The organism is Paenibacillus sp. LPE1-1-1.1, from assembly GCF_040676435.1.
Classification (GTDB): Bacteria; Bacillota; Bacilli; order Paenibacillales; family Paenibacillaceae; genus Pristimantibacillus.
In genome coordinates, this window is record NZ_JBEGHY010000046.1 from 95,508 (window position 1) to 118,340 (window position 22,833).

Genomic DNA, 22,833 nt, shown 5'->3' on the forward strand with positions numbered 1-22,833 from the left:
ATTTGCAGACACAAGTAAGCCTTTCTCAGAGGCCCTTTCGATTCGGGCATTAAGCGGGGCATGACGCCGCGGTTGAATGATGCTGCTGCAGGGGCGTATAATGGAAAGGTGAGGAAAATCGCAGGATGGGAGATGAGAGTATGCCGCTTGGCAAAATGCTGCGCAATATTTCTATCGGTCTTATCGTCGGTATTCTTGCAATTGGATTACTTCCGTTTCTGGTCATTTTCAACATGGCTGAAATGCTCAATCTGGTTGAACTCGAAGCCTCGCCTTTATTTATGATTCTTGGACGTTTCATCGGACGCACGCCGCTTAAAGCCAAAAGGAACAAAGCGCAGCAGCAGGACCTCGATCAATAACAAGCTGCATCAGCCAGTTTAACCGTTAGACGGTGGCCAGAGCAGCAGACATCATGCTTAAGATGTCTGCCGCCCTGGCCTTTCTTTCTCGCTTATCCAAGCTTTATATAGTAAAATAGGGCGATGCAACACTATACGATTATGAGGTGCTGGAATGTCCATTAGCTTTACTACTTCGATCATCAGCCGGTTGAAAAGAGAAATCGCCGACCTTCAAAAACAAAGCGTTAACGATAAGAGCAAAAAAGAAAAAGCGGCCGCAAAAATAAAGCAGCTGCAAAAGAGCAGCAAGCTTAGCTCTTCCCCAAGTGATCTGAGCAGCAAAATGACGCAGATCACGAAGCTAACCGACGAAGTCGCGAGAATCGATGCTTCACAGGCGGCTTTGGCTAAACAGCTTGCGGCTAAAAATGCCGAGCTTCGGCAGCAGCTGGCCAAGGAACAGCAAAAGGAAACTAAAGAATAGCAAAAAAAAGACCTATCACACGCTCGTATGAGCAAGCGATAGATCTTTTTTTTAATTCAGAAATCCCTCCAAAGCGATTGTCGGTTTGCCATCCGCTTGCCATGCGCCTTTGCTATATCCGCCGTTGTAGCTTGGCGTCGCCTGCGGCTCCCAATAAAACACACCCAGTCCCTTTCCTCCTGATATATTGCGTACTTTTGTCTTGATATCCGTGACGAAGCTTTTGGCCGCGGCAGGCTGATTATAGTCCATGCCGATCTCCGTAATCATGACCGGCTTGCCGTAACGCGAGATCATATCGTTGGAGTTGCTGATCGTTTGCGTAACCTTGCTAGACCAATCGGTACTTGAAGGGTAAAGCGACATGCCGATAATATCGAAGGTTGCCCCGTTTGCGATCAGCCCGCCGATATTCCACACGAATACGCTGTTATCGTAGCCATTCGCCAAATGCACAATCGTTTTCGTCCCCGTGCTAATGGACTTCACGGCATTGTTGCCGGTATTGATCAACCAAGCGTAGTTCTTCATGTTTAAGGACGCTTTGCCGTCATTCCACAGCATTCCGTCATTGGTCTCATTGCCGATCTGCACCCAATCCGGCGTCACGCCTTTGCTTTGCATGGCGGTCATGACCTCTCTCGTGTGGTTCCAGACGGCATCCATCAGCTGCTGGAACGTATAGCTTACCCAGGCTGCAGGCTTCGTTTGCTGTCCGGGATCCGCCCATGAATCGCTGTAGTGCAGCGTCAGCATCACGCTCATCCCCGCATCCTTGGCGCGCTTGGCCAAAGTCGCCGCGCGGTCTTTATTCATATAACCATTGCCATAGCTCGAGGAAGGATTGACGAATACCCGAATACGTACCGAATTGATTTGATAATCCTGCTTCAAAATTTGAATAATGTCCCGCGTCACGCCGTTTTTATCCTTCCAGGTATAGCCTTGTGCTTCCATACCGGGAACCCAGCTGATGTCTGCTCCCTTGGCGAATGCCGGCGCCGCGCTGACCTGAGAGGAACCCCCTCCGTTTACGCCAAAAATAGTCATAAGCAGTGCAATAACAAGCGTCATGCTGCAAAACCTTCGCTTCATTTCTTTTCCTCCTTCATGAGTGTAGAAGCTAAAAGCATTTTTTGTATGCGCTTTCATGTATGTGGGTTCATTATAGGCTTTTCTGAAATTCCCATAAAGGATACAAAGCCAATATTTCGAATGTTATGGCAGCGTGTTTGTAAATCTCTTCCTTGGCGAGGAATGAACACCTGGAAAAAAAAGCCCTAACCGCGAAGGTTAGGACTCCCGCCTTTATCATATGGGCTAACGCTAAGCCTTAAGCCCCTGAGCAATCGCATCGAGCAGCCTGTGCGTCTCGTCACAGCTGTATTCCCAGAACATGACGCCGCCCAGCTCATTTTGCTTGACGTAATCGCATTTGTGCTGCAGCGATTGCTCATCCTCATAGGAGATGAAGCTGCTGCCGTCATAGAGGTACGGTGCCTTGGCTTCATCGTCCCAGTATCTCACATAGTTGTTTTTATCGATGTATTCCGCCGCCAATGCCCTAAAATCCGGCCCATAACCGCCTGTGCTTCCAGCCATTTGGTGAAGCCCGTTAGCGCGGTCCGGAACCTGCTGCCATTGCCTGGAATAGAATGCCGCGCCAATGACGATTTTCTCCTTCGGCACGCCAGCCCGCACGAACAGGTTAACGGAAGCGTCCACGCTGATACGGAACAAATCCCCGGTTGGCGTATACAGATTCGTATGGTGGCCCGTCAAAATTTGAAAGCCGCCGCGCATATCGTAGGTCATCAATTGCACAAAATCCAAATACTGCTGGACCTGGTCCATCTCCGTGCCATCTACGTAATATTGATCCGCGCCTGCCGCAATGGTGAGCAGATAATGCCGTTTGTCGCTTGCGCCTTTGCGATCCAATGCTTCACGCATCGTCTTTAGAAGCAGGGTAAAGTTGGTCTTGTCCGCCGGACTCGACGCGATGCCGGCTTCGCCATAGCAGGGGTATTCCCAGTCCAGATCGATCCCGTCGAACGGAAAATCGGTCAATACGCGAACCGCCGAGTCCGCCATGCGGGTTCGCCCCTCAAGCGTAGACGCCGCTTCCGAGAATCCGCCGGCGCTCCAGCCCCCGACGGACAATAGGATCGTCAGCTGCGGAAACTCCTGTTTGATTTTCTTAAGAAGATCCGTATGCTTCAAATGGTCCGTAGAAATCTCATCATTGCGCACATGGCCGAAGGCCACATTCAGATGGGTCAGCTTCATCAAATCTTCCCGCGTAATGTCTTGAAGCTTCGAATCGACGGCATAACCCGCTACAATATATTTCTTCTTCGTCACTGTTTATCACTCCGTTCTGCTGGCTGCTGCCGTATGCTGGTTAGAATCTGCAAAGCTTCTTTTCCGGTACCGATTTTATAGCCTGATGCGGAATAACGAATTTGGTCTTGGCCGTCCAGTACGAAGAGATGCGGGAAACCTGCTTCGCTGGCTGACGGTTCGGAAATAAACCCGGGTAACGATGCATAGTCGGAATCCCGGACAAACAGGGCGTTTGACGGCAGCCTCGGATAGCTGGCAGGATCGAACGACGCGGACCACTCGGAATCGCCGACAACGAGGACGATCGGCGCTCCGAGCTCCGCCAAAGGCTCGGCAAGCTCGCTAATTTCACGGATCAAATGCTTGGTTGGCTCTCGTTCCGGTTCCAGCCAAGCGACAATCGCCCCGCTAATGCCGATCAGCCCACCCAGCGTCTTCACGCTGCCATTCCCCATAAGGAGCGCGCTATTCCGATTCATCGTCCCCAGCACGGGAATATCGAGCATCGGCTCGCGGAATGTCAATCGGCAATCCGTTTGTTCCCCTGCGCGTACCATGAAGTACGTGAATCGCACGCGAACGGTACCGTCCTTCAGACGAATGCCCGTGGTCATGCGGTAAGAGCCTTCTTCGACCTCGAACGGTTGGTCGAATACATCCGATTTCCCGTAAGGGTAGCTAAGCGTCTTGTAGCTTCCGTTCTCCATCCGGGCGAACGTAAAATTCTCGGAGTACGAGGGGGCGGGCGATTCTGTCCTCTGTTCGGCGTCCGGCAGCAAACGAAGCGTTCCATTATCCTTCTTCTTCGTTTGAGGCTTCCATCCTTGAGTGAACAAAGCATCCTGCCAGCTGCCGACTATCCAAAATTGCGGCTTATGCTCGCTCGGATGCAAGCGTGCCGGAATGCCAAGGCTACGGCAAATCGCCACGAACAAAATATCCACAGATACGCGGTCGCCCTTCTTTAATTGGAAGGTGCCTACGGGGTTTCCCTTGCCCCGCAAATTAGGCAGGTCCTCCCTGATCTCCCACTCCGAATCCAGCCTGCGGGCAAGCTCCGCCGGATCCTCCCGGAACGATCGTGCTTCCTCTTCCGTAAACAAGTCTTGGAAAAAAAGCTTATAAGGCTTGATCATCTCGTATAATACGCGAGGACAGAGGATGTAACGGTTGAATAGATCCTCCGGAAGCTCATCGCGCTGTGCCAGGGAGCCAATGAGATGATCGTCAAGCGCCGGGCGGAACGTATCCGTAAGATCCTTCTCGTTCATGCTCTCTAACAGGCGCAGCGGATACTCTCCATATTGGGATGAGCGTTCCCGCAGGAACGCCGCTATCTCCCGGCTGTTCCCGCGCGCCTTGCGCAGCACATCCCATACCCGCTCCCGCGGGAGCCCCGCAGCTTCGGCGAGCTCCACCGCTTGCTCTTCATCCATAAAGGTTTGCTCATAGCGGCTTCGAATTTCCGTGCCTTCTTCCAGGCGCCGGTTATGCCGGAGGATCATCTCCTCGGTTAACGGATCGGCAGTCTCTCCCGGAAGCTCCGGCGGCGGAACCATATCGAAATCCGCCGTGCCGCTCGGCTGACCCTCCTGATCCAGCACAAGCTCGAAGCGCTCGCCGTCTGCGGCCGCAATCTTCTTCTCTGCCCATATGCCATCCTTTACTGCGCGAACCATGAGGTCCCCGAAGCCCGTCTTAAACGAGGCCTTCCCCTGCGCGTTTGTCGGCAGCGCTGCTATCGGATAAAACTCTGCCATATTGTATAACTCGAAGAAGACGTCAGCTCCGCCCACCGGTCTGCTTTGCTCGTCCTTTACATGAACCGTAATGGTTCTTGTAGGCGCATAACCCTGCAACAAGTTGATTTCCGTAAACCACTCGTCGGCGAGCGTGATGTCCTCCGGACCGGAGTAATTTGCGAATATCCGCGTGTTGATCAGCATTGCCCGACGGGCAGGCGGACTGAACCAGCCTTGATTCAGGCGCGCTTCCGGTTCGCAAGCGCCGATGTAGTGCCACCTGCCGTCGGCCCATGCTTCAACCCAGGCGTGGTTATCATCGCAATGCGCCCAGCGCGGCGTATAAACTTGCCGTGCAGGAATGCCGATGCTGCGAAGCGCAGCAACCGCAAGCGTCGATTCCTCGCCGCAGCGGCCGCGCGCAGTCCGGATCATCGTCAGCGGCGAGACCGTTCGCAAATCGCTTCCCGTATAGTTGGCTTTCTCATGGCACCAGTAGTTCGTCTCCAGAATCGCATCCGCCATAGACAAGTGCGAAGTGCGAGCCGCCAATTCGTTATACAAAATGCCGCGGGAATCCTCGATATTCTCCGTGTTTACCCGGTACGGCAGCACAAAATGCAGGAAGAGGTGATCGGGAACACGCTCTCCCCATGGAACGCGGCCCCGAATGTCCAATGTACGGCGTACATGGCTTAAAAATAACGATCCGTCATAATCGGCCAAATCGTTTACCGGCATATAGGCAAATAAATATTTGAGCGCCCAGGTTTCTTCTAAGGTCAGCTTCTGCTGAAAGATATCGAACAGCTCCTGTGCTCTTGCCGCAGCGATCAGCTGCTTCTCGCGGAACTTGCGCTCAATATGGTCCATTGCCTTCTGATCCAATGAGAATACAGAGGTCTGTAGGGTCATTCGCACTCACTCCTTCCATAGCTTGCCGTCTTCTCTAATGCAGAGTCTGGAATTGCCATCCGTCGATGGCGCAGATATCTGAAATAGGGAGCTGGTCGTCTCAATCACAGGCTTAATCGTCCAATGCTCGTCGTCATGCATCAACCATTTCTCATCGCTTGTAAAGATGCCGTGGCTGGCGAAGTAATTGCGCTCACGGTAATAGAGTTTGCGAAGCTCCCACTTGATCCGTTCATCCGGCGGCAGCTCAAACGATTCCGGGACGTCTTCGCACGCGAATACGACATAACCCCACAGCTCCGGATAATGCATATTAACAATGCCCATCGGAGACCACACCCAGTTATCCTCCGGATACGGCTTTCCCGTATCCGGGTTAACGACCTTGCGGTATTCGCCGTCCTGCTCCTCTGCCTGCCATTCGACGCGGGAGAAATTAACGCGCCAAAATTCGCCGTTTGCCGGCGGCTTCGCTTCGGCCGCGCATTCGCGCAAGCTTTTCCAAGGCATCGCCGCCTCCAGGCTCCACTTCCGATTCGAAGCGCCCGGCTTGTTCAGCTCCCCGTCGATATGCACCGCCGTCAGAAGCCCGCTTATATCCCAGCCGTTAACCGGAGGGCCTCCATCCCGGTATGGCTTAATGAGCAGCAGATCCCAAACGGTGTTCAGCGCATTGATCTCAAACTCGTAATAGTGATGGGAATCTCCGTCGGGATCTATGAAAATTTCAAAATCATTATCATAAAAAATAACCGAATCCCGTTCCGTCAACGTCGCCCATATTTGGTCTTCCATCAATTCCGCCGCAAAATAAAAATAGTCGTCGTCCCACAGCATTTTCACACGGGTACGCTTCGCAGGCCCCGGACGCAGGTCGCCTTCGATATCGACGAAATCCTCCGTCCAGTCCGCCGCTGCCCAGAATGGCTTATCGACACGGCCGTCGATCAGGAGCGGCTCCGCGGCGCGCTTGCAAATATAATGTTTTGGAGCATATTCGAGCTTCGGCTCCGGCACTCCGCTTAAATTCATGCCATTCCCTCGTTTCTTTTCTGCATTGATCTATGAATCCCGCTTATTGTTAACATTCGTCCCAGAAGCGCCGCAGATTGTCCATCGCGATGCGGGAGGCCGATTTGCACTCTTCCATCCCTTCGAACTCAATCGTGATATACCCGTCGTAGCCTGATTCCTTGATGAGCTTGACGATTTTTCGAATTTCAATATCCCCGTGCCCAACAATTGCCCCGCGCAAATAGTTCCCGTTCGAGGTCAAGAACCACTCGCCGCCTCCCGGATCCTGGTCATACGGACGGAAATAGAAATCCTTGAAGTGAATGAGCGAAGCATAGGGCAGGTTCTTATTCACGCCGACGATCGAATCTTCGTCCACGCACATGAAATTGCCGATATCAAGCGTCGTTTTGAAATTCGGGCGATTGACCGCATGCAGGACACGCTGTACCCGGTCGCTGGACTGCACGCTGAAGCCGTGGTTCTCGATCGTTGTCGTAATGCCGTACTCCGCAGCATAGTCCGCGATGAGCTGACTGCCCTTCACCATGAGAGAGAGATGATCTTCAAACCACTGGATGCTCATTTTCTCTTGCGGAATCGTAAACGCGGTAACGTCATGCCTCATATGGTTCATGCCGAGCCGATGCACAAGATCGACATGCTGCTTGACCCGGGCAACCTCCTCATTGAACAAAGCTTCCGTGTCTTGCACGAAATTCGCCGGCATGGAGTAGTTGGACAACGCAATGCCCGCTTCCTTCGCGGTTTCGCGGACCGCATCCGCCAGCTCGGGATTATCCACCAGCGTGTATCCGTAAGGAACAAGCTCCAAATGCTCTCCGCCGTTATCCGCAACCCAGCGGATCACATCCAATATGCTCATCTCTCCCGCTTTGATCGCTTTTAATAGACTATAAGAGCTTAATCCAATCTTCATCGTTCCTGCCTCCTTGGTGATCCATTTGGTTTGCTAGTTATGCGTGACAACGGCTCCGGAGCCGCCGTACATCTCCAGCTCTTCGTCAAATTCAAGCTTAAGGACCGTAACCTGCTCATGGGCATCTTCTGTCGTCATCGAGATCCATGTCGTACCCGGAATATTGAACCACGGCACGCCGCCATGAATTTCATGCGAGAGCTCTTTGCCGGAATGAAGCACCGTAATTTTTTTAATCGGATTACATAGGCCCTTCAGGCAGAGGCTCTCCTTCGGGTCGTCGTAAACGAAGAGGTACAAGGTCTTCTTGTCCTTCGAGACCGTGCTTCCGCCTAAATAATACCTCGTCATAATGCCTTCATCCGTTCCAAATACGGCTTCCTCATGCGTTCGGATCCACTCGCCGAGCCCCAGCAAAATATCCTCCTGCCGCTTATCTACCGTTCCGTCTTCCATCGGCCCGATATCAAGCAGCATATTGCCCCCCAAGGTGATGCAATCGCAGAACATGCGAATGATCTGGTTCAAGGACTTGTACTTGTGATCCGTAGGGACGTATCCCCACGAGGTATTGATCGTGGTGCAGAACTCCCAAGGCCCCTCCGGCCTCGTAATCGGAATACCCTGCTCCGGCGTTTTGTAATCCCCATGGCCTTGCAGACGCGAGTTAATAATGATATCGGGGTTGAACGACTGCAAATACTGCTTGAACGCAGGCAAATTCCACTGCTCCGCCGTTCGTTCCCAGTCTCCGTCGAACCAGAGCAGATCGACCTTCCCATAGTTCGTTAAAATCTCCTTCAGCTGATCATTGTTAAACTGCAGGAATTGATTCCATTTTTCTTCATCCTGAACGCCGTCGACCGGATTCGAGAACCGATTGGCTTTGCTCAAATCATCAGGTACCTTTCCGCCCTCAAAAACGCTAGGATAATCGGGATGCGACCAGTCGATCAGCGAGTAATACATCCCTAGGCGAATCCCTCTCCGCGTAATGGCTTCCGCGTATTCTTTAACCAGATCCCTTTCCGCCGGCGTCTTCTTGACAACGTTGAGATCGCTGTACTGCGTGTCCCATAAGGCTACGCCGTCATGGTGCTTGGTCGTAAGGACCGCATATTTGGCGCCCGATTTTTCGATCAAATCCGCCCATTTGTCCGCATCGAATTTCGATGCCGTGAACCGGTCCAATTGTTTCATGTAATCGTCATAAGACATTCTCCCGTTATAGAAGGACCATGACTCCGCAACCCCGTCTACGGCATAGATGCCGTAATGGATGAAAATTCCGAGCTTGGCCTCCTGGAACCACTTCTGCATATCTCATTTCCCCTCTCGTTTAATTAATGCGAAATACATGCGCTATCGGTGCCTCATCTAAACCTTTTCTATCCCCAAGCCGGACAACGAGTCCGCCCTTGATGTCCTTTTTAGTATTTTTCGCTCTATGTCCAAATTGTAAATTTGTTGGTATGATAGGAATCAACTAAAAGGATCGGTAAATAACAGGAGGCAGAATCGATGAAAAGGAACTACTTTAAATCCAAACTGTTTTTAAAATATATCTGGTCCTACTTGTTTATTTTACTTATTCCCTTAGTTCTCATGACGATCTTCATCTATCAAAGCGCAGTCTCCAATCTACGTTCCGAAATCGAGCAATCCCGCCTCAATCAATTAACGCAGACCAAAGTTATTATTGACGGCCGAATGAAAGAGCTGGGCGAAATTGCTTCCCGCATCTCCTATGACAAGAGGCTGACTCCGTTTCGGGTTCATGATGCCTATTACAGCGGGGAAGCGATTGATGCGTTGGATCAATATAAGGCAACCAGCTCGATCATTGACGAGTTGTTCTTGTATTTTCACAAGGATGAGAAGATTTACTCGGCCAAGGGACTTTCAAGCTTCGACGTCTTTGCAAAAAGCTTCAGCTTCAGCAAATGGAAGAAAGAGACGATTTTGCAAGACTTGAACAACGCAAAATTTCCGACGATGCGTCCAGCCGATACCGTCGTCCGCAACGCAAGCCTTCAGGAATCGATGCTGGCTTATCTTATTCCGATTACGCCTTACAATCCCAATCCGCACGGAACGATCATGTATCTCATCAAGAAATCCGAGCTCACGAGCTTAATCGATTCGATTCTAGGCAATTATCAAGGCATAACTTATATCCTGGACAACAAGGGCCAAATTCTTGTCGACAATAGGCAAGGAGAAGCTTTGGGAAATGCAGAGGCGAAGTCCCTTTTCGGTCTCTCGCCTGGCATTCATGACAAACTATTAAACGGCAAACCGCATTCGATCGTATCCGTAACGTCGGAGAACAACGGCTGGACGTACGTGACCGTTATGCCGAGCGCGCAATTTTTCAGCAGCGTCGTCCATGTTCGGAGCTTCATCGTCATGTTGTTCATTATTGTCGTGATCGTTGGCGCCGCGATCGCCCTATTGCTGGCCAGGATGCAATACCAGCCCATTTCTACGCTTGTCGAGTTCGCCAATTCCAAATCCAAGCCTAGGCATCCGGCAGACGGAACAACAGCAACCGGCAACGAGCTTGACCGGATCCGAACGGCGCTTCAGGAATACAGCTCGCGCATCGATCTCCAAGAGCCTTATGCCCGCAATCACTTCTTGTCCATGCTCCTCAAATACGGCAATGCGCAAAGCCTCACGCCGGAGCTTCAAGAAGCCTTCGATCTTCATTTCGACCGGACCCATCACTTCGTTATGGTGATAGGATGGGGCGACATGGAGGATACGCAGGACGAGCGGCAGGAACGGAAGGAAATGATCGAGCTGCTTGCCCAGATTGAATTCCCGGAGCTGGCAGCCCATGCCTACGGCGTAGAGCTTCCGCAGCTGGATCAAATCGCGCTCATTATCAGCTTTAACAGCATTCAGGCGGAGCAGGAATTCACGCCTGTCCGTCACATCGTCGAAGCCGTTCGCTGCAACATGCTGGAGACGTTCGATGTTATCCCCACGATTGGCGTCGGAACCTGCTATTCAAGTCCGGATCAGCTGAACCAGTCGTTTATCGAGGCCTGCTCCGCCTTCGAGCTGCGTACATCCAGCGGCCATGGCACCGTCACTTATTTCGAGAAGCTGCTCTACGCGCCGGATCATACGTTTTGGATTCCGAATCACTCCCTGCTCAAGCTCTCCCAGAGCTTGAAGCAGGGAAGCTATGATGTGGCTTCGCAGATGATCAGCGCGTCAATCCAGAGCCTGCAATCATCCGAGCTGTCTGCCTTGCTCAAACGCTGCATTTGCTTTGATATTCTAAATACGATGCTGAAAACCGCATCCGAGCTCGGCATTCATAATTTGATGCAGGAAATGGCTCCGAATATGATTTACAGTAATTCTTTGGATGAGCTCGAGAGCGGCTTTCTGAATCTCGCCTCCCGAATCTGCAAGCAAGTGGAGCGTAACAACCAGAAAGAAGAGCAAACGCAGATCGACCGGATTGTCTCCTACATCGATGATCACTACGCGGACCATACGCTCAGTCTCGAAACGGTCGCTTTCGAGTTTGCGATCTCGCCTTCGCATGTCAGCCGGTCCTTCAAGGAAAAGATGGGCCTTAACTTCATCCAATATATTTGGCAAAAAAGAATGGATGAGGTGATGCGCCATCTAAAGACGACGAATGCGCCGCTCAAAGAAATCATTATTCAGGTCGGCTATCTGGACACGCCTAACTTTATCCGGAAGTTCAAGAAAGAAACCGGTTATACTCCTGGGCAATACCGCAAGCTTTACGGGGAGAACGGATCGGCTGAGTCAGCTTCCGACCTGGACGACGAATCCTAAAAGATAAAACAACACCCGGTCATCATTATGCATGACCGGGTTATTTGGGCTTCTTGCTTCATGCTCGAATCGATTCGCCGCCTAGGCGTTATCTGTCGTACGCGCTTTGATAAAGCTCGGCAATGCGGTCTCCGCCCATTTTTTTAATTTGAGCCAGATACTTATCCCAATTGGCCAGCGACTCCTGGCCGGTTACGAACTTCGCTTCCATCTGTTGAACGTACGTATCCAGATCGGATAACAAAGCGGATGCCTCGGTTTGCTCTTCATTTGTCAAATAAACGTTAGGGTAAGGCGATTTTGCGATCGGCGTAAGCTTTTCCGCATTTTGCTTATCGATCCATAAGTCGAAATCGCTGCGAAGACCCACGGAAAGCTCGCTGGAGCTCATGCCCGGCGTAAGGATCCCATAGTTCGGCGTAATCGTTCCGCGGTATTCTTCACGGTCGACGCCGCCTGGAACCGGAAGCCATTCCTTCTCATGCGTTTCCTTATTCTTGTATTTCCAGAGCAGGTTCTCTGGACCTTGGTTAAACAAGGTAGCGCCTTCGTAGCTGTAAAGGTAATCTACCCAACGCATCGTTGCCTCTGGGGCCGGATTGCTGCTCGTGATCGCAAAGGTACCGTTCGCCGATATGCCGGGATGTTTGCCATAGACCGGAGAATCGGCAATTTCGCTTTTCACAGGCGTCATCAACGGGTTGTCCTCGCTTGGCTCGCCGCCTAGCGTAAAGTATGGGAAATAGTCGTTGAAGACGGCAACTTGGTTGTTTTTCCCTTTCGCCTTCTTCTGTTCGTCCGTTTGCGAGAAGGTCTCATGGTCGAGCAGTTCCTCTTTCCATAAACGGTTCAGGAAAGTTAAGTAACCTTTATAGCCTTCTTCTTGCGGCGTATAATGCACTTTACCATCCTTATCGGCATAGACGACCTCGTCGTAAATGCCCCAGAAGCCGAGGAAGTACATCCGCAAATCATCCAGCTTCACGGAAGTGAGCGGAATTTCATCCTGCTTCCCGTTTCCGTTCGCATCCTCATCTTTTACACGCTTCAAATAGTCATACAATTCGTCTGTCGTTTTAGGCTCTGCAGCATTAAGTGCTTTCAAGAACTTGCCGTTATACCACATCGGGCCGCGATACCAGACAGCCGCTAAATCAATGTTCGGCAAAGCATAGATATGGCCGTCTGGCGTCGTAAACGATTTACGGATATCCGGATGGTCATCAAAGATTTTTTTGATATTAGGCGCATAACCCTCATCAATGTATTTTTCTAGAGGAATGAGTACGCCTTGGGAGCCGTAAGTCACTTGTTCTGCCGGTTTTAGGTCCGCTGCATAAAAAATATCCGGCAGATCACCGCTGGCAAATACAAGGTTCTTCTTCGTAGCAAAGCTGTCTAGCGGGGCATTCTGGTATTGCAGCTTGATGCCTGTCAATTTCTCCATCTCTTGTAGGACAGGCATCTTGTTCCAATCCGCAACGCCGACATCCTGTGACATCATTTTGAGCGTAATCGGTTCGCTTACAATCGGGAACCCTTCTTTGCTGACCCCTTCAGCCTGATTGGATGTCGCCGTCTCGGTGCCGGCATTGCTGCCATTTGCATTACCCTCATCGTTCGCGTTCGGTGAGCCGCAAGCCGCTAATACTGAGATGAGCAGCGTGAGACTAAGCAGAAGCGATGATGCTTTACGTAGCTTTTTCATCCAAAATCCCTCTCCCTTTTTCATATCATTTATGAGCAAGATCAGCCCTTAACGGAACCAATCATGACACCTTGCACAAAGTAACGCTGCAGGAACGGATAAATCGCGATAATCGGCGCAGTCGCCACGATAATAACGGCGTATTTAACCAGCGCGGCAATCTCTGCCTTGTTGTTAAGCGCCGACGCCGTGGAAGCATCGATTGTGCCCCCGCCTTGAGCCGACATCTCCTGCAAAACAAGAATCTGGCGCAGCACAAGCTGCAGCGGATATTTCACGGCATCATTCAAATAAATAAGCGCCGAGAAATAGCTGTTCCAGTTGCCGACGCCGTAGAACAATGCCATAACCGCGATAATCGGCATCGACAACGGCAGAATGATTTTGAAGAACAGCCGTATATTGGTGCATCCGTCGATCTGAGCCGCTTCTTGCAGCTCTTTTGGAATCGAGGATTGAAAAAACGTGCGGGATACAATAATGTTCCAAATCGAGGCGGCTGACGGGATGACAATCGCCCACATCGTATTGACCATTCCCAGTTCTTTGACGAGCAGATAGCTTGGCACAAGGCCGCCGCCGAAGAACATGGTGACCATGAACATTCCCATAAAAAAGTTCCGTCCCAGAAAGTCCTTCCGGCTCAGCGCATAAGCAGCCGGCAGCGTAACGAATAAGTTGATCGCTGTACCTACCACCGTATAAAGGATAGTGTTGCCGTAACCCGTCCATATACTTTCGTTCTGGAACACTCGCTGGTAGCCTTCAAACGTAATGCCTTTGGGCCACAGCCACATTTCGCCTGAACCAACCAGCTTCGGATCACTGATGGAGGCACTGATCATATAAATAACAGGATAAGCCACTATAATAAAGGCTAAAAAAACATAAATATAGTTGCAAACAAGAAATAGTTTATCACGACCGGTTTCTTTTACGCCCGAAGTCATCGGTCACACCTCCTTCTACCACAAGCTGTTTTCGTTGGTACGTCGCACAATTTGATTCACAACCACTAACACAATCGCGTTGATAACGGAATTGAATAAACCGATCGCCGTCGAGAAGCTGTACTGGGCATCCACAAGCCCCGACCGGTAAACGAAAGTCGAGATGACATCCGATGATTCCATGTTCAGCGAATTTTGCAGCAGCAAAATTTTCTCGAATCCTACCCCGAGCAGGCTTCCCATATTCAGGATCAATAAAATGGTCATCGTCGGGACAAGCGTCGGGATGTTAATATGGCGAACCCTTTGGAAGCGCGAGGCTCCGTCAATAATCGCTGCTTCATGCAGTCCAGGGTCAACACCCGACAGGGCTGCCAGATAAATAATGGTTCCCCAGCCTGCGCTCTGCCAGACACCCGAGAACACGTACATCGTCTTGAACCACTGAGGGTCTGTCAGGAAATCCGGTGAGTCAAACCCGAGCCATTCGATTAGATGCGTGACAATGCCTGATGAGGGGGACAAGAACGTAATAATCATCCCCGCCATAACGACGACCGATATAAAATGCGGCGCGTAGGTCACGGTCTGGGCCATCCGTTTAAAGAATCCGCCCTTCAACTCATTGAAAGCCAGTGCCAGAATAATCGGAATCGGAAACCCGATCGCGAGTTCATATAGGCTGATGCTCAGCGTGTTCCATAACAAGTCCCAGAAGTAATAGGAATTAAAGAATCGGGTAAAATGATCGAACCCTACCCACGGGCTGCCCAAAACCCCTTTCGTTGGAATGAAGTTCTTGAATGCGATTTGTATGCCGTACATCGGACCGTATGAGAAGATGAGGAAGTAGAAAAATGCGGGTGCTATGAAAAGATACAGCTCCCAATTCTGAATGACTCTTCGCCATATCCTGCTCTTGGCCTTCCCCGGCTCCGGCAGCATGCCGACCGTTGCGATTCCTTTTGCCTCCTGCACAGGGGTCACTCCTTTCGGATTTCGTTATCGTTGCTTTAGCTTCGTGATCCGTTGCAGGATTCGAAAGTTGCTATCGCTTACAAGGACAACGATAGCCTAGAAGTGGAGACACCGTAAATATGTCATTTTCAGTCTCGCGTGAAAGCGCATACTTTAATGAATAAATACAAAATGACGAATTAATCAAACAAGTCTGATAATAACGATAATGTGTCATTTTTGCTCTAAAAACGCCCATTTAACGGCCTCCGCAAGATTTACCAATCGCTTTAGGTCCATCAGACAACCTTTCTGGGCAGCGATGGAATAGAATAAAACAAAAATAACATGTATGCGTTTTCATTTGTTTTTCTCATATCGCCCTCATAATCGTTGCTTGTTATTTTTTCTGGAAACGATTCCCCTCTGCAAGCATTCGATTAATCTAAACTATGACTTTTTTATTTTTTCATTGTAAAAAGAGATACCTCCAGTATGCATAAATTCAATTTCAAATTAACTAAGAACACGCAAAAAAAAGCCCTCGACCGACTCGGTTAAGGGCTTTAATTTAGACTTTTTATAGTTCGAATTATGTTGTTACTGTTGTTGTAGATGCTGATGCAAAGTTTACTACTTCTAATACAACCGGTGTATCAGCTGGAATCGGATCTCCTCCGGCCGGTACCGCAATGGCAAGTGATCCAACGGCCGTAATGCCAGGGGTATACGTCGAAATGCCTTGCATTTGTAATACTCCGTTAATGTACACATTGTACATGCTGCTATTTGTTGCTAATACAGGAAGGTCAACAGCAACTACACCCAAATCATCGAAAAAATCCGCAGTATCGATCGTTAATGTCGTACCCGCTGCCGTTACACCTGTTGTTATATGGAAAAACTACTCCGGAGATGGAGCCGTTTCGGTCGTGGTTGCTGCCGTTACAAGCAGCTTCATAAGTTGTAGCGCCATGATAAAAACCTCCTCTTCTACTGGAATATGCTTCGATATTACTATATTCCAGGGAATGAAAAGGGGACGGGTAGATTTTCCCGTTCATATGAGTATTTGTATATTACCTTCGTGGTAAACCCGACTGATTCTATGATAATCGGAGTACCTTCGGAAATAGTTTGCTCCGCTGCAGCAATGGCTAATGCATTGGGCTTCACGCGATACATCCCGCCTTCTTGCATTACTCCGTTGATAAATAAATTAAAATATCCCTCTTTACCGAAATCGGAGAACACTTTGATCACTTCGCCGCTATCATTATTAAATTGACTGGATAATATAACGATTCCGTCTGTTAAATCCATATCATGCGGAGCAACAAAAAAGTATCTTTTAACCACTGGTCTAATGCGAATTGATCGGTGCCTATTTCGGTGCTTGCGCCGCACGCATGAAGGATTTATTTTAATTCGGATTACTACGTATAAGGTCTTGACTGTTTTATTTTTCTTTCGGCAAATTTTCCCTCTATTCTTATAACACCTTTTTTTACGTGTTGAACACAGACTCGTCTTCGCTTACCGAGTTTCTTGCCGCTTATGTTTTTAGTTATTTTGGGCAAACAGGTCACCTCTACCCATGAATACATGGGATTAGTCTATGATTCTTCTTTCGCTGTAGTTATGGACAATGACCCGGCATGGGGATATTTATTTCTCGAACACATGTCTGTCTACGCAAAAGAAAGACGGGCCCCTAGAGGAGCCCGTCTAGGCAGACAGTACAATAAACAAATGATCTCGTATTTATTCACTTAATGAATGGCCAATACAGCGTGCGCAGTGTGTTGCCTACTGCACTTTGTGCAATAGAAACCAGATTCTGCGAGCATGGTGTGGCGCTACAGTGTAGAAAGTACAGCAGAAACAGCCTATGAAGACCCCAAATAGTCTAGATAGGCTGTTTCTGTTGTATAAACTGCAGCGTAGCAAAAAAACACCTCGTCTGTGGGTTGTTCTGTTGTAGAAACAGCAGCGTAGCTAAGAAACACCTCGCATGAACGGGTTTCTGCAGTACATACTTCTACGCAATTAAAAAGCTCTGCGGGTGATAGCAGACTGCGTCAAGAAACAAATGATCTCGCATTTGTTCACTTGATGAATGGCCAACAATTATACAATGAAATAGGTAATATGTCTCAGCTTACAACGGTACTTGCACCATAATAAAGACTACCTCCTTGCATGAAGGAAGTAGTCTACGCCTTAGAAATTAATTTTTTACTCTTTTCATCATTCTCTTCTGTTCTACCATTCGGCCACCGATCCGTCCTTATGTCTCCAAATCGGATTTCTCCATCGATGCGGGGAATCCGTCGCCATTTTACGGACATACTCCTCATTAACCGTAATCCCCAGTCCCGGTCCCTGCGGAATCTTCACATGCCCATCCTCGTAAGAGAATACGCTAGGGTCCGTTATATAATCCAGCAAATCATTCCCTTGGTTATAATGAATCCCCAGGCTCTGTTCCTGAATGACTGCATTGTGGGCTGTGGCGTCAACTTGCAGACAAGCAGCAAGCGCAATCGGACCGAGTGGGCAATGAGGCGCTACTGCAACATCATAAGCCTCCGCCATCGCGAATATTTTTTTACACTCTGTTATGCCGCCTGCATGCGATAAATCGGGCTGAATAATATCCACATAGCCATCTTCCAGTAATGATTTGAAATCCCAGCGCGAGAACATTCTTTCGCCCGTCGCAATCGGTGTGCTCGTATGATTAGCAATATCTCGGAGAGCCTCGTTATTTTCCGGAAGCACGGGTTCTTCTATAAACATCAGCCTATAAGGCTCTAATGCTTTAGCGAGTACCTTCGCCATTGGTTTATGTATACGGCCGTGAAAATCTACGCCGATGCCAAAGTCCGGGCCGGTCGCCGTACGAATCGCTGCTACCCGTTCCACAACATGATCCACCTTTTGATAGCTATCAATATATTGCATCTCTTCTGTAGCGTTCATCTTAATCGCCGTAAAGCCTTCCTGCTGCTTCTCCAAAGCCGCTTTTCCAACATCGCTCGGCCGATCCCCGCCGATCCAGGAATAGACACGCATCGAATCACGGCATGCTCCGCCAAGCAGCTGATAGATTGGAGCATTATAAAATTTCCCTTTAATATCCCACAACGCCTGATCGATCCCGGCAATCGCACTCATCAGTATCGAACCGCCACGGTAGAACCCGCCGCGGTACATGACCTGCCAATGATCTTCAATGCGAAGCGGGTCTTTCCCGATTAGATTATCCATGAGCTCATCTACAGCCGCTTGTACCGTATGAGCTTTGCCTTCGATTACAGGCTCTCCCCATCCAACGATTCCTTCATCCGTTTCAATTTTCAAGAACAGCCACCGGGGCGGTACTATAAAAGTCTCAAACTTTGTAATTTTCAAATTAATCCTCTCCCTATTCTCTAGCTTTTTGGATTTCCAGTCTGAATTGCCGAGCTAATCCGGTAAGCACATCGTACCGCTCTTCTGCAATCGCTTTCGAATTCGTTAAAGAACTTCCAATTCCTACCGCCACAGCACCTGCGCGAATAAATGGGCCTACATTGTCCAAAGTAACTCCACCCGTTGGCATCATCGGAATATGGCCGAGCGGAGCCGATAACTCTTTTATATAGTTAACGCCTAGTGAGGAGCCTGGGAAAATTTTAAGCACATCTGCTCCGTATTGATACCCCTTCACAATCTCTGTCGGCGTCATGACTCCTGGAATCGAAATACGCCCATATTGATTGGTTAGACGGATCGTAGCTTCATCCAGGATCGGAGAAAATATAAAGTCAGCTCCAGCTTCGATCGCTGTCTTCGCTGTTTGTTCATCTAATACTGTACCTGCACCAACTAGTGCTTTACCTTCGTATCTCTCTTTCAACTGAGCAATGATTTCATATGCCCTGTCTGTATCGACCGTAATCTCTAACGCTTCAACGCCACCAGCAACCAATGCATCCGTAATCTGAATGACCTTGTTATATGGAGGCTTCCGAATGACTGCAACGATGCCGGAATCCTTTAACTGCTTTAGCTGTTCCTGTTTGTTCATGATTACCTATCTTCCTCCTCTATCACCAAGACGGCCACCCTATTTATTGATCATATCTATATATAACAACTTAAAAATTAACACCTATAGATCTGATCTAACAATAAAAAAATAGCGTGTATTATTTTAATTAATTACTTTTTATTATTAAAGATCTGATCTTTATGAAGGTATCATAGTATCTTTATTTCTAGATGTCAATACGTAATTACGATTAGGAGAAGCTTATACGATTATGTTAATATAGACCTATTATGAAGATACACTGGGGATTACGATGATGAAAAAAACTGCTTTTTCCATGACCATAGATGTACTTGAACAGAAAATTATTAGCAGGGAATGGCCTCCCGGATCACGTATACCAACGCTGCAAGAGATTGCTAAGGATCTGGCAGTAAGCGTATCTACTGTCCGGGAAGCGCTGCGGACGCTGGAAAGCCAAGGAAATGTCAGTATCGAACATGGACGGGGAATGTATGTACGTAACGATCCCTTATTGTTAGAAGATCCTACGGCAAACCTTAAGGAACTAGGCGATATTTCTCTCGTCAAATTACTGGAAGCAAGACTGCTCATTGAACCCAAACTGGCTGCCTTAAGCGCAGAGCATGCAACGCGCTCCCAAGTCAAGCAGCTTCGTGCGCTGGCTGACTCTATGATTAACCAGATGGAAGAAGGGGGCCCATTTTTAGATACCGATCTTTCCTTCCATCGTCTCATTGCAGAATCCGCACAGCATCCTGTCCTATTACACATGCTGGATTCCATCTATCCCCTTCTCTCCGAAGGCCGCAAACAGACAAACACCTTGCCTCATATGCGTACCAAAGCATCCAATTATCACATCTTAATTGCGATCGCCATTGAGGAACGACATAGTGAGCAGGCAAGGCAGCTCATGCATAGCCATATTTATGACATGCTTGAAGCATTAAAGAAGTAATAGCTTGCCTTCTGATTTCAAAGCTTACTGTAATTTAACTTTCTATGTGTCTATCTATTTGAGGCAGGGTCACTGATTCACAAAACCAGTACGATAAGCACTAGTGTGCTCCCATCCATATTCGTATTCAGTGTCCGTTCCAAGTGATAAACTCCTTTACTTCTCGATTTTTTTCAAACAACCATTTCGTGTTAAAATTCACCATTCCTTAGTATTATCCTGTCCGTTAGCTTAATAAAGGAAAGGAGTAGCTGCCATAGCAAACTACCCCCTTGTGTGTTCAACTATCGTTTACCGTTAGCTCAATGTTAAAGTTGGCGAAAAATTTCTTGTCGCCTTCTCATTTTTTCTACCCTATAATCCTATAACCCTTGAATTCTGGAATTCAGCATCTCCAAATAGTGGGAGTTGTACATAATACCCAACACGTTACCAAATGGATCAGTTACGGAAGCCGTGATGAAGCCCTCCCCACGGTGTTCGAGCGGCTCATATTCTTCCGCTCCCAAGGCCTTTAAATTGTTAAGTGTAGCTTCTACATCATCAACATGCCAATACATAATGGCACCACCGGGGCCAGCCGTTCCACGCGCAGGAGCAAAACGGCGATCGATCAGACCCAGTTCGTGCTGGTAGTCTCCAAGGCGAAACTCGGCATAAACTAGTTGACCATCTGGCCCTGAGCGTTCGAAGTAAGGCGCACTGCCCAGCAGCTCCGAGTACCATGCCTTTGCCGCCTCCATATCATCCGCCCAATAACTGATAGTCGCAAATCCTCGTAATGTTTGTATTTTGCTCATACTCAAATTCCTCCTAAGATGATTTTTAGTACTGGTTTCTATTACGATTATAAGCAACCGTTACTGACAATGGTATGTCAGTGTTTCAGTTTTTCTTTAAACATTACTTCAGTTATTTAATGATATTTCTATAAGTAAATCTCATTCTGTTCTTTAAGAATCCTGCCTTTAACAAAGTAAGAGAGCAGTTCATCATGAACTGCTCCCTGAATATTTAGCTATCGTGTTCATTTTTCTTGAACACTGTTTTGCAAGAAATGTTACCTTTTCATTACCATATATAAAAAAGGACCCCGAAGGGTCCTCTAAACACTGGTATATCAAGGGTTTTGATGATGTGATTACGTCATGCCGCCCAGGATATTAGGTGAGTTTTTTGTGTATTTTAAGTTATATCATAGGTTTTCTATCTGAATCCCCTTAAAAATCAGTCCTATATTTCCTAGTCAATATGATGTGTTTGCATTGTTTGTGGTCAAAATGTGGTCATGGATTTATTTAAGCATATGTTTCGTATGCGTGAACAGGTCCATAGGTTGCACGCTCACATAATTGATTCTGTGCATCAAACGAAAAAAAATGATACTATGTATGATGGGTAAAGGACTTGGCTATAACTTATATCGTTTTTATATATTGCAACAAGAGGAGATAATATGAGTAACGAACAAAATTTTTGGCTTGATTTACCAAAGCCGTTTTTTATATTAGCACCAATGGAAGATGTCACAGATGTTGTATTTCGTCACGTCGTTAGTACAGCTGCAAAACCAGACGTATTTTTCACAGAATTCACAAGTACAGATAGTTATTGTAACCCTGCAGGAAGAGACAGTACTCGTGGTCGGTTAACGTTCACAGAAGATGAGCAGCCGATCGTCGCTCATATTTGGGGCAATAAACCTGCATTTTTTGAACAGATGAGTATCGATATGAAAAAAATTGGTTTTCGTGGTATCGATTTAAACATGGGATGCCCAGTCCAAAACGTCGCATCCAATGGAAAGGGTTCTGGATTAATACAACATCCTGAAGTTGCAGCCGAAATTATTCAAGCAGCAAAAGCAGGTGGATTGCCGGTTAGTGTTAAAACAAGGTTGGGTTACTTTGAAATTGACGAGTGGCGCGATTGGTTAGGGCATATATTGAAACAAGATATTGCGAATCTTTCCATCCACCTTCGTACAAAGAAAGAGATGAGTAAAGTAGAGGCGCACTGGGAACTAATCCCTGAAATAAAAAAATTACGCGATGAAATTGCACCAAATACGTTGTTAACAATTAATGGAGATATTCCTGACCGCGCAACAGGATTAAAATTAGTAGAACAATACGGCGTAGATGGTGTCATGATTGGCCGCGGCATTTTCACTAATCCATTTGCTTTTGAGAAAGAACCAAAAGAACATAGCGCAAAGGATTTTCTTCATTTACTACTTTTACAGTTGGATCTTCACGATAAATATTCAAAAGAAAACGAACCGCGTCCATTTAAACCACTTCTTCGCTTTTTCAAAATCTATGTTCGTGGATTTAGAGGCGCAGGCGAACTAAGAAACCAATTAATGGATACCACGTCAACAGATGAAGTACGTCGTTTAGTAAAACCTTTTTTAGATCAAGAATTAGATTGAATCATACCCACCTATGCATGACTAAAAAGACTTACTGTGAAACAAGTCTTTTCAAAAATAATGAGAGACCTCCCAAAAGTTCAATGAACTCTTGAAAAGTCTCTCATTTTTTTTGTACTATGTGGTCAAACGAGGTTTCCTATCAAGGAAACC

At 48.0% G+C, this 22,833-nt stretch carries 18 protein-coding genes and 1 pseudogene; 5 read left to right on the top strand and 14 right to left on the bottom strand.

Translation table 11 applies throughout. The features are described from left to right. Window positions 1-125: 125 nt before the first annotated feature. Both MRBLPE1_RS31215 and MRBLPE1_RS31220 read left to right on the top strand, forming a co-directional pair. Window positions 126-362 carry a hypothetical protein gene (locus MRBLPE1_RS31215; RefSeq protein WP_364153893.1) on the top strand — a complete coding sequence of 79 codons (237 nt, stop codon included), beginning with the start codon at window positions 126-128 and terminating at the stop codon, window positions 360-362. A gap of 154 nt (window positions 363-516) precedes the next feature. Further along, window positions 517-828, top strand: a complete 312-nt coding sequence (locus MRBLPE1_RS31220; RefSeq protein ID WP_364153896.1) for a hypothetical protein — start codon at window positions 517-519, stop codon at window positions 826-828. Window positions 829-879: 51 nt separating this feature from the next. On the opposite strand, the gene MRBLPE1_RS31225 is transcribed toward MRBLPE1_RS31220, so the two are convergent. From MRBLPE1_RS31225 to MRBLPE1_RS31250, 6 genes are all read right to left on the bottom strand, one after another. Further along, the gene (locus MRBLPE1_RS31225; RefSeq protein WP_364154263.1) at window positions 880-1,878 is read right to left on the bottom strand and encodes a glycoside hydrolase family 53 protein; all 999 of its coding nucleotides are present in this window, start codon (window positions 1,876-1,878) and stop codon (window positions 880-882) included. Between the two features lie 276 nt (window positions 1,879-2,154). Next, window positions 2,155-3,192 carry a glycoside hydrolase family 18 protein gene (locus tag MRBLPE1_RS31230; RefSeq protein WP_364153899.1) on the bottom strand — a complete coding sequence of 346 codons (1,038 nt, stop codon included), beginning with the start codon at window positions 3,190-3,192 and terminating at the stop codon, window positions 2,155-2,157. Next, window positions 3,189-5,831 (bottom strand): transglutaminase domain-containing protein, encoded by a 2,643-nt coding sequence (locus MRBLPE1_RS31235; RefSeq protein ID WP_364153902.1) that lies wholly within the window; start codon window positions 5,829-5,831, stop codon window positions 3,189-3,191. Before MRBLPE1_RS31235 ends, MRBLPE1_RS31230 begins: the two co-directional genes overlap by 4 nt. A 6-nt stretch (window positions 5,832-5,837) precedes the next feature. Then, window positions 5,838-6,863 carry a carbohydrate-binding family 9-like protein gene (locus MRBLPE1_RS31240; RefSeq protein WP_364153904.1) on the bottom strand — a complete coding sequence of 342 codons (1,026 nt, stop codon included), beginning with the start codon at window positions 6,861-6,863 and terminating at the stop codon, window positions 5,838-5,840. A 49-nt stretch (window positions 6,864-6,912) separates the two neighbouring features. Next, complete coding sequence (locus tag MRBLPE1_RS31245) at window positions 6,913-7,785, bottom strand: sugar phosphate isomerase/epimerase family protein (RefSeq protein WP_364153907.1); 873 nt, start codon at window positions 7,783-7,785, stop codon at window positions 6,913-6,915. A gap of 33 nt (window positions 7,786-7,818) precedes the next feature. Further along, window positions 7,819-9,105 carry an alpha-L-fucosidase gene (locus MRBLPE1_RS31250; RefSeq protein ID WP_364153910.1) on the bottom strand — a complete coding sequence of 429 codons (1,287 nt, stop codon included), beginning with the start codon at window positions 9,103-9,105 and terminating at the stop codon, window positions 7,819-7,821. A 201-nt stretch (window positions 9,106-9,306) separates the two neighbouring features. On the opposite strand from MRBLPE1_RS31250, the gene MRBLPE1_RS31255 reads away from it, so the two are divergent. Next, entirely contained in the window at window positions 9,307-11,610 is a 2,304-nt protein-coding gene (locus MRBLPE1_RS31255) for a helix-turn-helix domain-containing protein (protein ID WP_364153912.1), read from the top strand. Between the two features lie 88 nt (window positions 11,611-11,698). On the opposite strand, the gene MRBLPE1_RS31260 is transcribed toward MRBLPE1_RS31255, so the two are convergent. The 7 genes and pseudogenes from MRBLPE1_RS31260 to MRBLPE1_RS31290 all read right to left on the bottom strand — a co-directional run bounded on the left by MRBLPE1_RS31260 (window position 11,699) and on the right by MRBLPE1_RS31290 (window position 19,300). Beyond that, entirely contained in the window at window positions 11,699-13,318 is a 1,620-nt protein-coding gene (locus MRBLPE1_RS31260) for an extracellular solute-binding protein (protein WP_364153915.1), read from the bottom strand. A 41-nt stretch (window positions 13,319-13,359) separates the two neighbouring features. Next, the gene (locus MRBLPE1_RS31265; protein ID WP_364153918.1) at window positions 13,360-14,268 is read right to left on the bottom strand and encodes a carbohydrate ABC transporter permease; all 909 of its coding nucleotides are present in this window, start codon (window positions 14,266-14,268) and stop codon (window positions 13,360-13,362) included. Window positions 14,269-14,283: 15 nt separating this feature from the next. Beyond that, the gene (locus MRBLPE1_RS31270; RefSeq protein ID WP_364154265.1) at window positions 14,284-15,213 is read right to left on the bottom strand and encodes an ABC transporter permease; all 930 of its coding nucleotides are present in this window, start codon (window positions 15,211-15,213) and stop codon (window positions 14,284-14,286) included. 604 nt (window positions 15,214-15,817) lie between these two features. Further along, window positions 15,818-16,201, bottom strand: a pseudogene (locus tag MRBLPE1_RS31275) (DUF4183 domain-containing protein). 41 nt (window positions 16,202-16,242) lie between these two features. Beyond that, on the bottom strand, window positions 16,243-16,584 hold the full coding sequence (locus tag MRBLPE1_RS31280; protein WP_364153920.1) for a DUF4183 domain-containing protein: 342 nt from the start codon (window positions 16,582-16,584) through the stop codon (window positions 16,243-16,245). Between the two features lie 906 nt (window positions 16,585-17,490). Continuing rightward, window positions 17,491-18,642, bottom strand: a complete 1,152-nt coding sequence (dgoD, locus tag MRBLPE1_RS31285; RefSeq protein ID WP_364153922.1) for a galactonate dehydratase — start codon at window positions 18,640-18,642, stop codon at window positions 17,491-17,493. A 13-nt stretch (window positions 18,643-18,655) separates the two neighbouring features. Then, window positions 18,656-19,300: a bifunctional 4-hydroxy-2-oxoglutarate aldolase/2-dehydro-3-deoxy-phosphogluconate aldolase gene (locus tag MRBLPE1_RS31290; RefSeq protein ID WP_364153925.1), complete on the bottom strand. Its 645-nt coding sequence runs from the start codon at window positions 19,298-19,300 to the stop codon at window positions 18,656-18,658. Between the two features lie 277 nt (window positions 19,301-19,577). Between MRBLPE1_RS31290 and MRBLPE1_RS31295 the strand changes: the two genes are divergently transcribed. After that, window positions 19,578-20,246, top strand: coding sequence for a FadR/GntR family transcriptional regulator (locus MRBLPE1_RS31295; protein ID WP_364153927.1), 669 nt, complete (start codon window positions 19,578-19,580; stop codon window positions 20,244-20,246). 362 nt (window positions 20,247-20,608) lie between these two features. Here MRBLPE1_RS31295 and MRBLPE1_RS31300 read toward each other — a convergent pair whose 3' ends face one another. Continuing rightward, window positions 20,609-21,046, bottom strand: coding sequence for a VOC family protein (locus MRBLPE1_RS31300; RefSeq protein ID WP_364153930.1), 438 nt, complete (start codon window positions 21,044-21,046; stop codon window positions 20,609-20,611). A gap of 656 nt (window positions 21,047-21,702) precedes the next feature. On the opposite strand from MRBLPE1_RS31300, the gene MRBLPE1_RS31305 reads away from it, so the two are divergent. Continuing rightward, window positions 21,703-22,680: a tRNA dihydrouridine synthase gene (locus MRBLPE1_RS31305; RefSeq protein ID WP_364153932.1), complete on the top strand. Its 978-nt coding sequence runs from the start codon at window positions 21,703-21,705 to the stop codon at window positions 22,678-22,680. The last annotated feature ends 153 nt before the right edge of the window (window positions 22,681-22,833 follow it).

Coding starts and splice junctions, on each gene's coding strand:
- MRBLPE1_RS31265 (WP_364153918.1), bottom strand. CDS start 14,268: ATGACTTCGGGCGTAAAAGAAACCGGTCGTGATAAACTATTTCTTGTT.
- MRBLPE1_RS31220 (WP_364153896.1), top strand. CDS start 517: ATGTCCATTAGCTTTACTACTTCGATCATCAGCCGGTTGAAAAGAGAA.
- MRBLPE1_RS31305 (WP_364153932.1), top strand. CDS start 21,703: ATGAGTAACGAACAAAATTTTTGGCTTGATTTACCAAAGCCGTTTTTT.
- MRBLPE1_RS31255 (WP_364153912.1), top strand. CDS start 9,307: ATGAAAAGGAACTACTTTAAATCCAAACTGTTTTTAAAATATATCTGG.
- MRBLPE1_RS31290 (WP_364153925.1), bottom strand. CDS start 19,300: ATGAACAAACAGGAACAGCTAAAGCAGTTAAAGGATTCCGGCATCGTT.
- MRBLPE1_RS31240 (WP_364153904.1), bottom strand. CDS start 6,863: ATGAATTTAAGCGGAGTGCCGGAGCCGAAGCTCGAATATGCTCCAAAA.
- MRBLPE1_RS31270 (WP_364154265.1), bottom strand. CDS start 15,213: ATGCTGCCGGAGCCGGGGAAGGCCAAGAGCAGGATATGGCGAAGAGTC.
- MRBLPE1_RS31300 (WP_364153930.1), bottom strand. CDS start 21,046: ATGAGCAAAATACAAACATTACGAGGATTTGCGACTATCAGTTATTGG.
- MRBLPE1_RS31250 (WP_364153910.1), bottom strand. CDS start 9,105: ATGCAGAAGTGGTTCCAGGAGGCCAAGCTCGGAATTTTCATCCATTAC.
- MRBLPE1_RS31235 (WP_364153902.1), bottom strand. CDS start 5,831: ATGACCCTACAGACCTCTGTATTCTCATTGGATCAGAAGGCAATGGAC.
- MRBLPE1_RS31245 (WP_364153907.1), bottom strand. CDS start 7,785: ATGAAGATTGGATTAAGCTCTTATAGTCTATTAAAAGCGATCAAAGCG.
- MRBLPE1_RS31225 (WP_364154263.1), bottom strand. CDS start 1,878: ATGACTATTTTTGGCGTAAACGGAGGGGGTTCCTCTCAGGTCAGCGCG.
- MRBLPE1_RS31295 (WP_364153927.1), top strand. CDS start 19,578: ATGATGAAAAAAACTGCTTTTTCCATGACCATAGATGTACTTGAACAG.
- MRBLPE1_RS31215 (WP_364153893.1), top strand. CDS start 126: ATGGGAGATGAGAGTATGCCGCTTGGCAAAATGCTGCGCAATATTTCT.
- MRBLPE1_RS31260 (WP_364153915.1), bottom strand. CDS start 13,318: ATGAAAAAGCTACGTAAAGCATCATCGCTTCTGCTTAGTCTCACGCTG.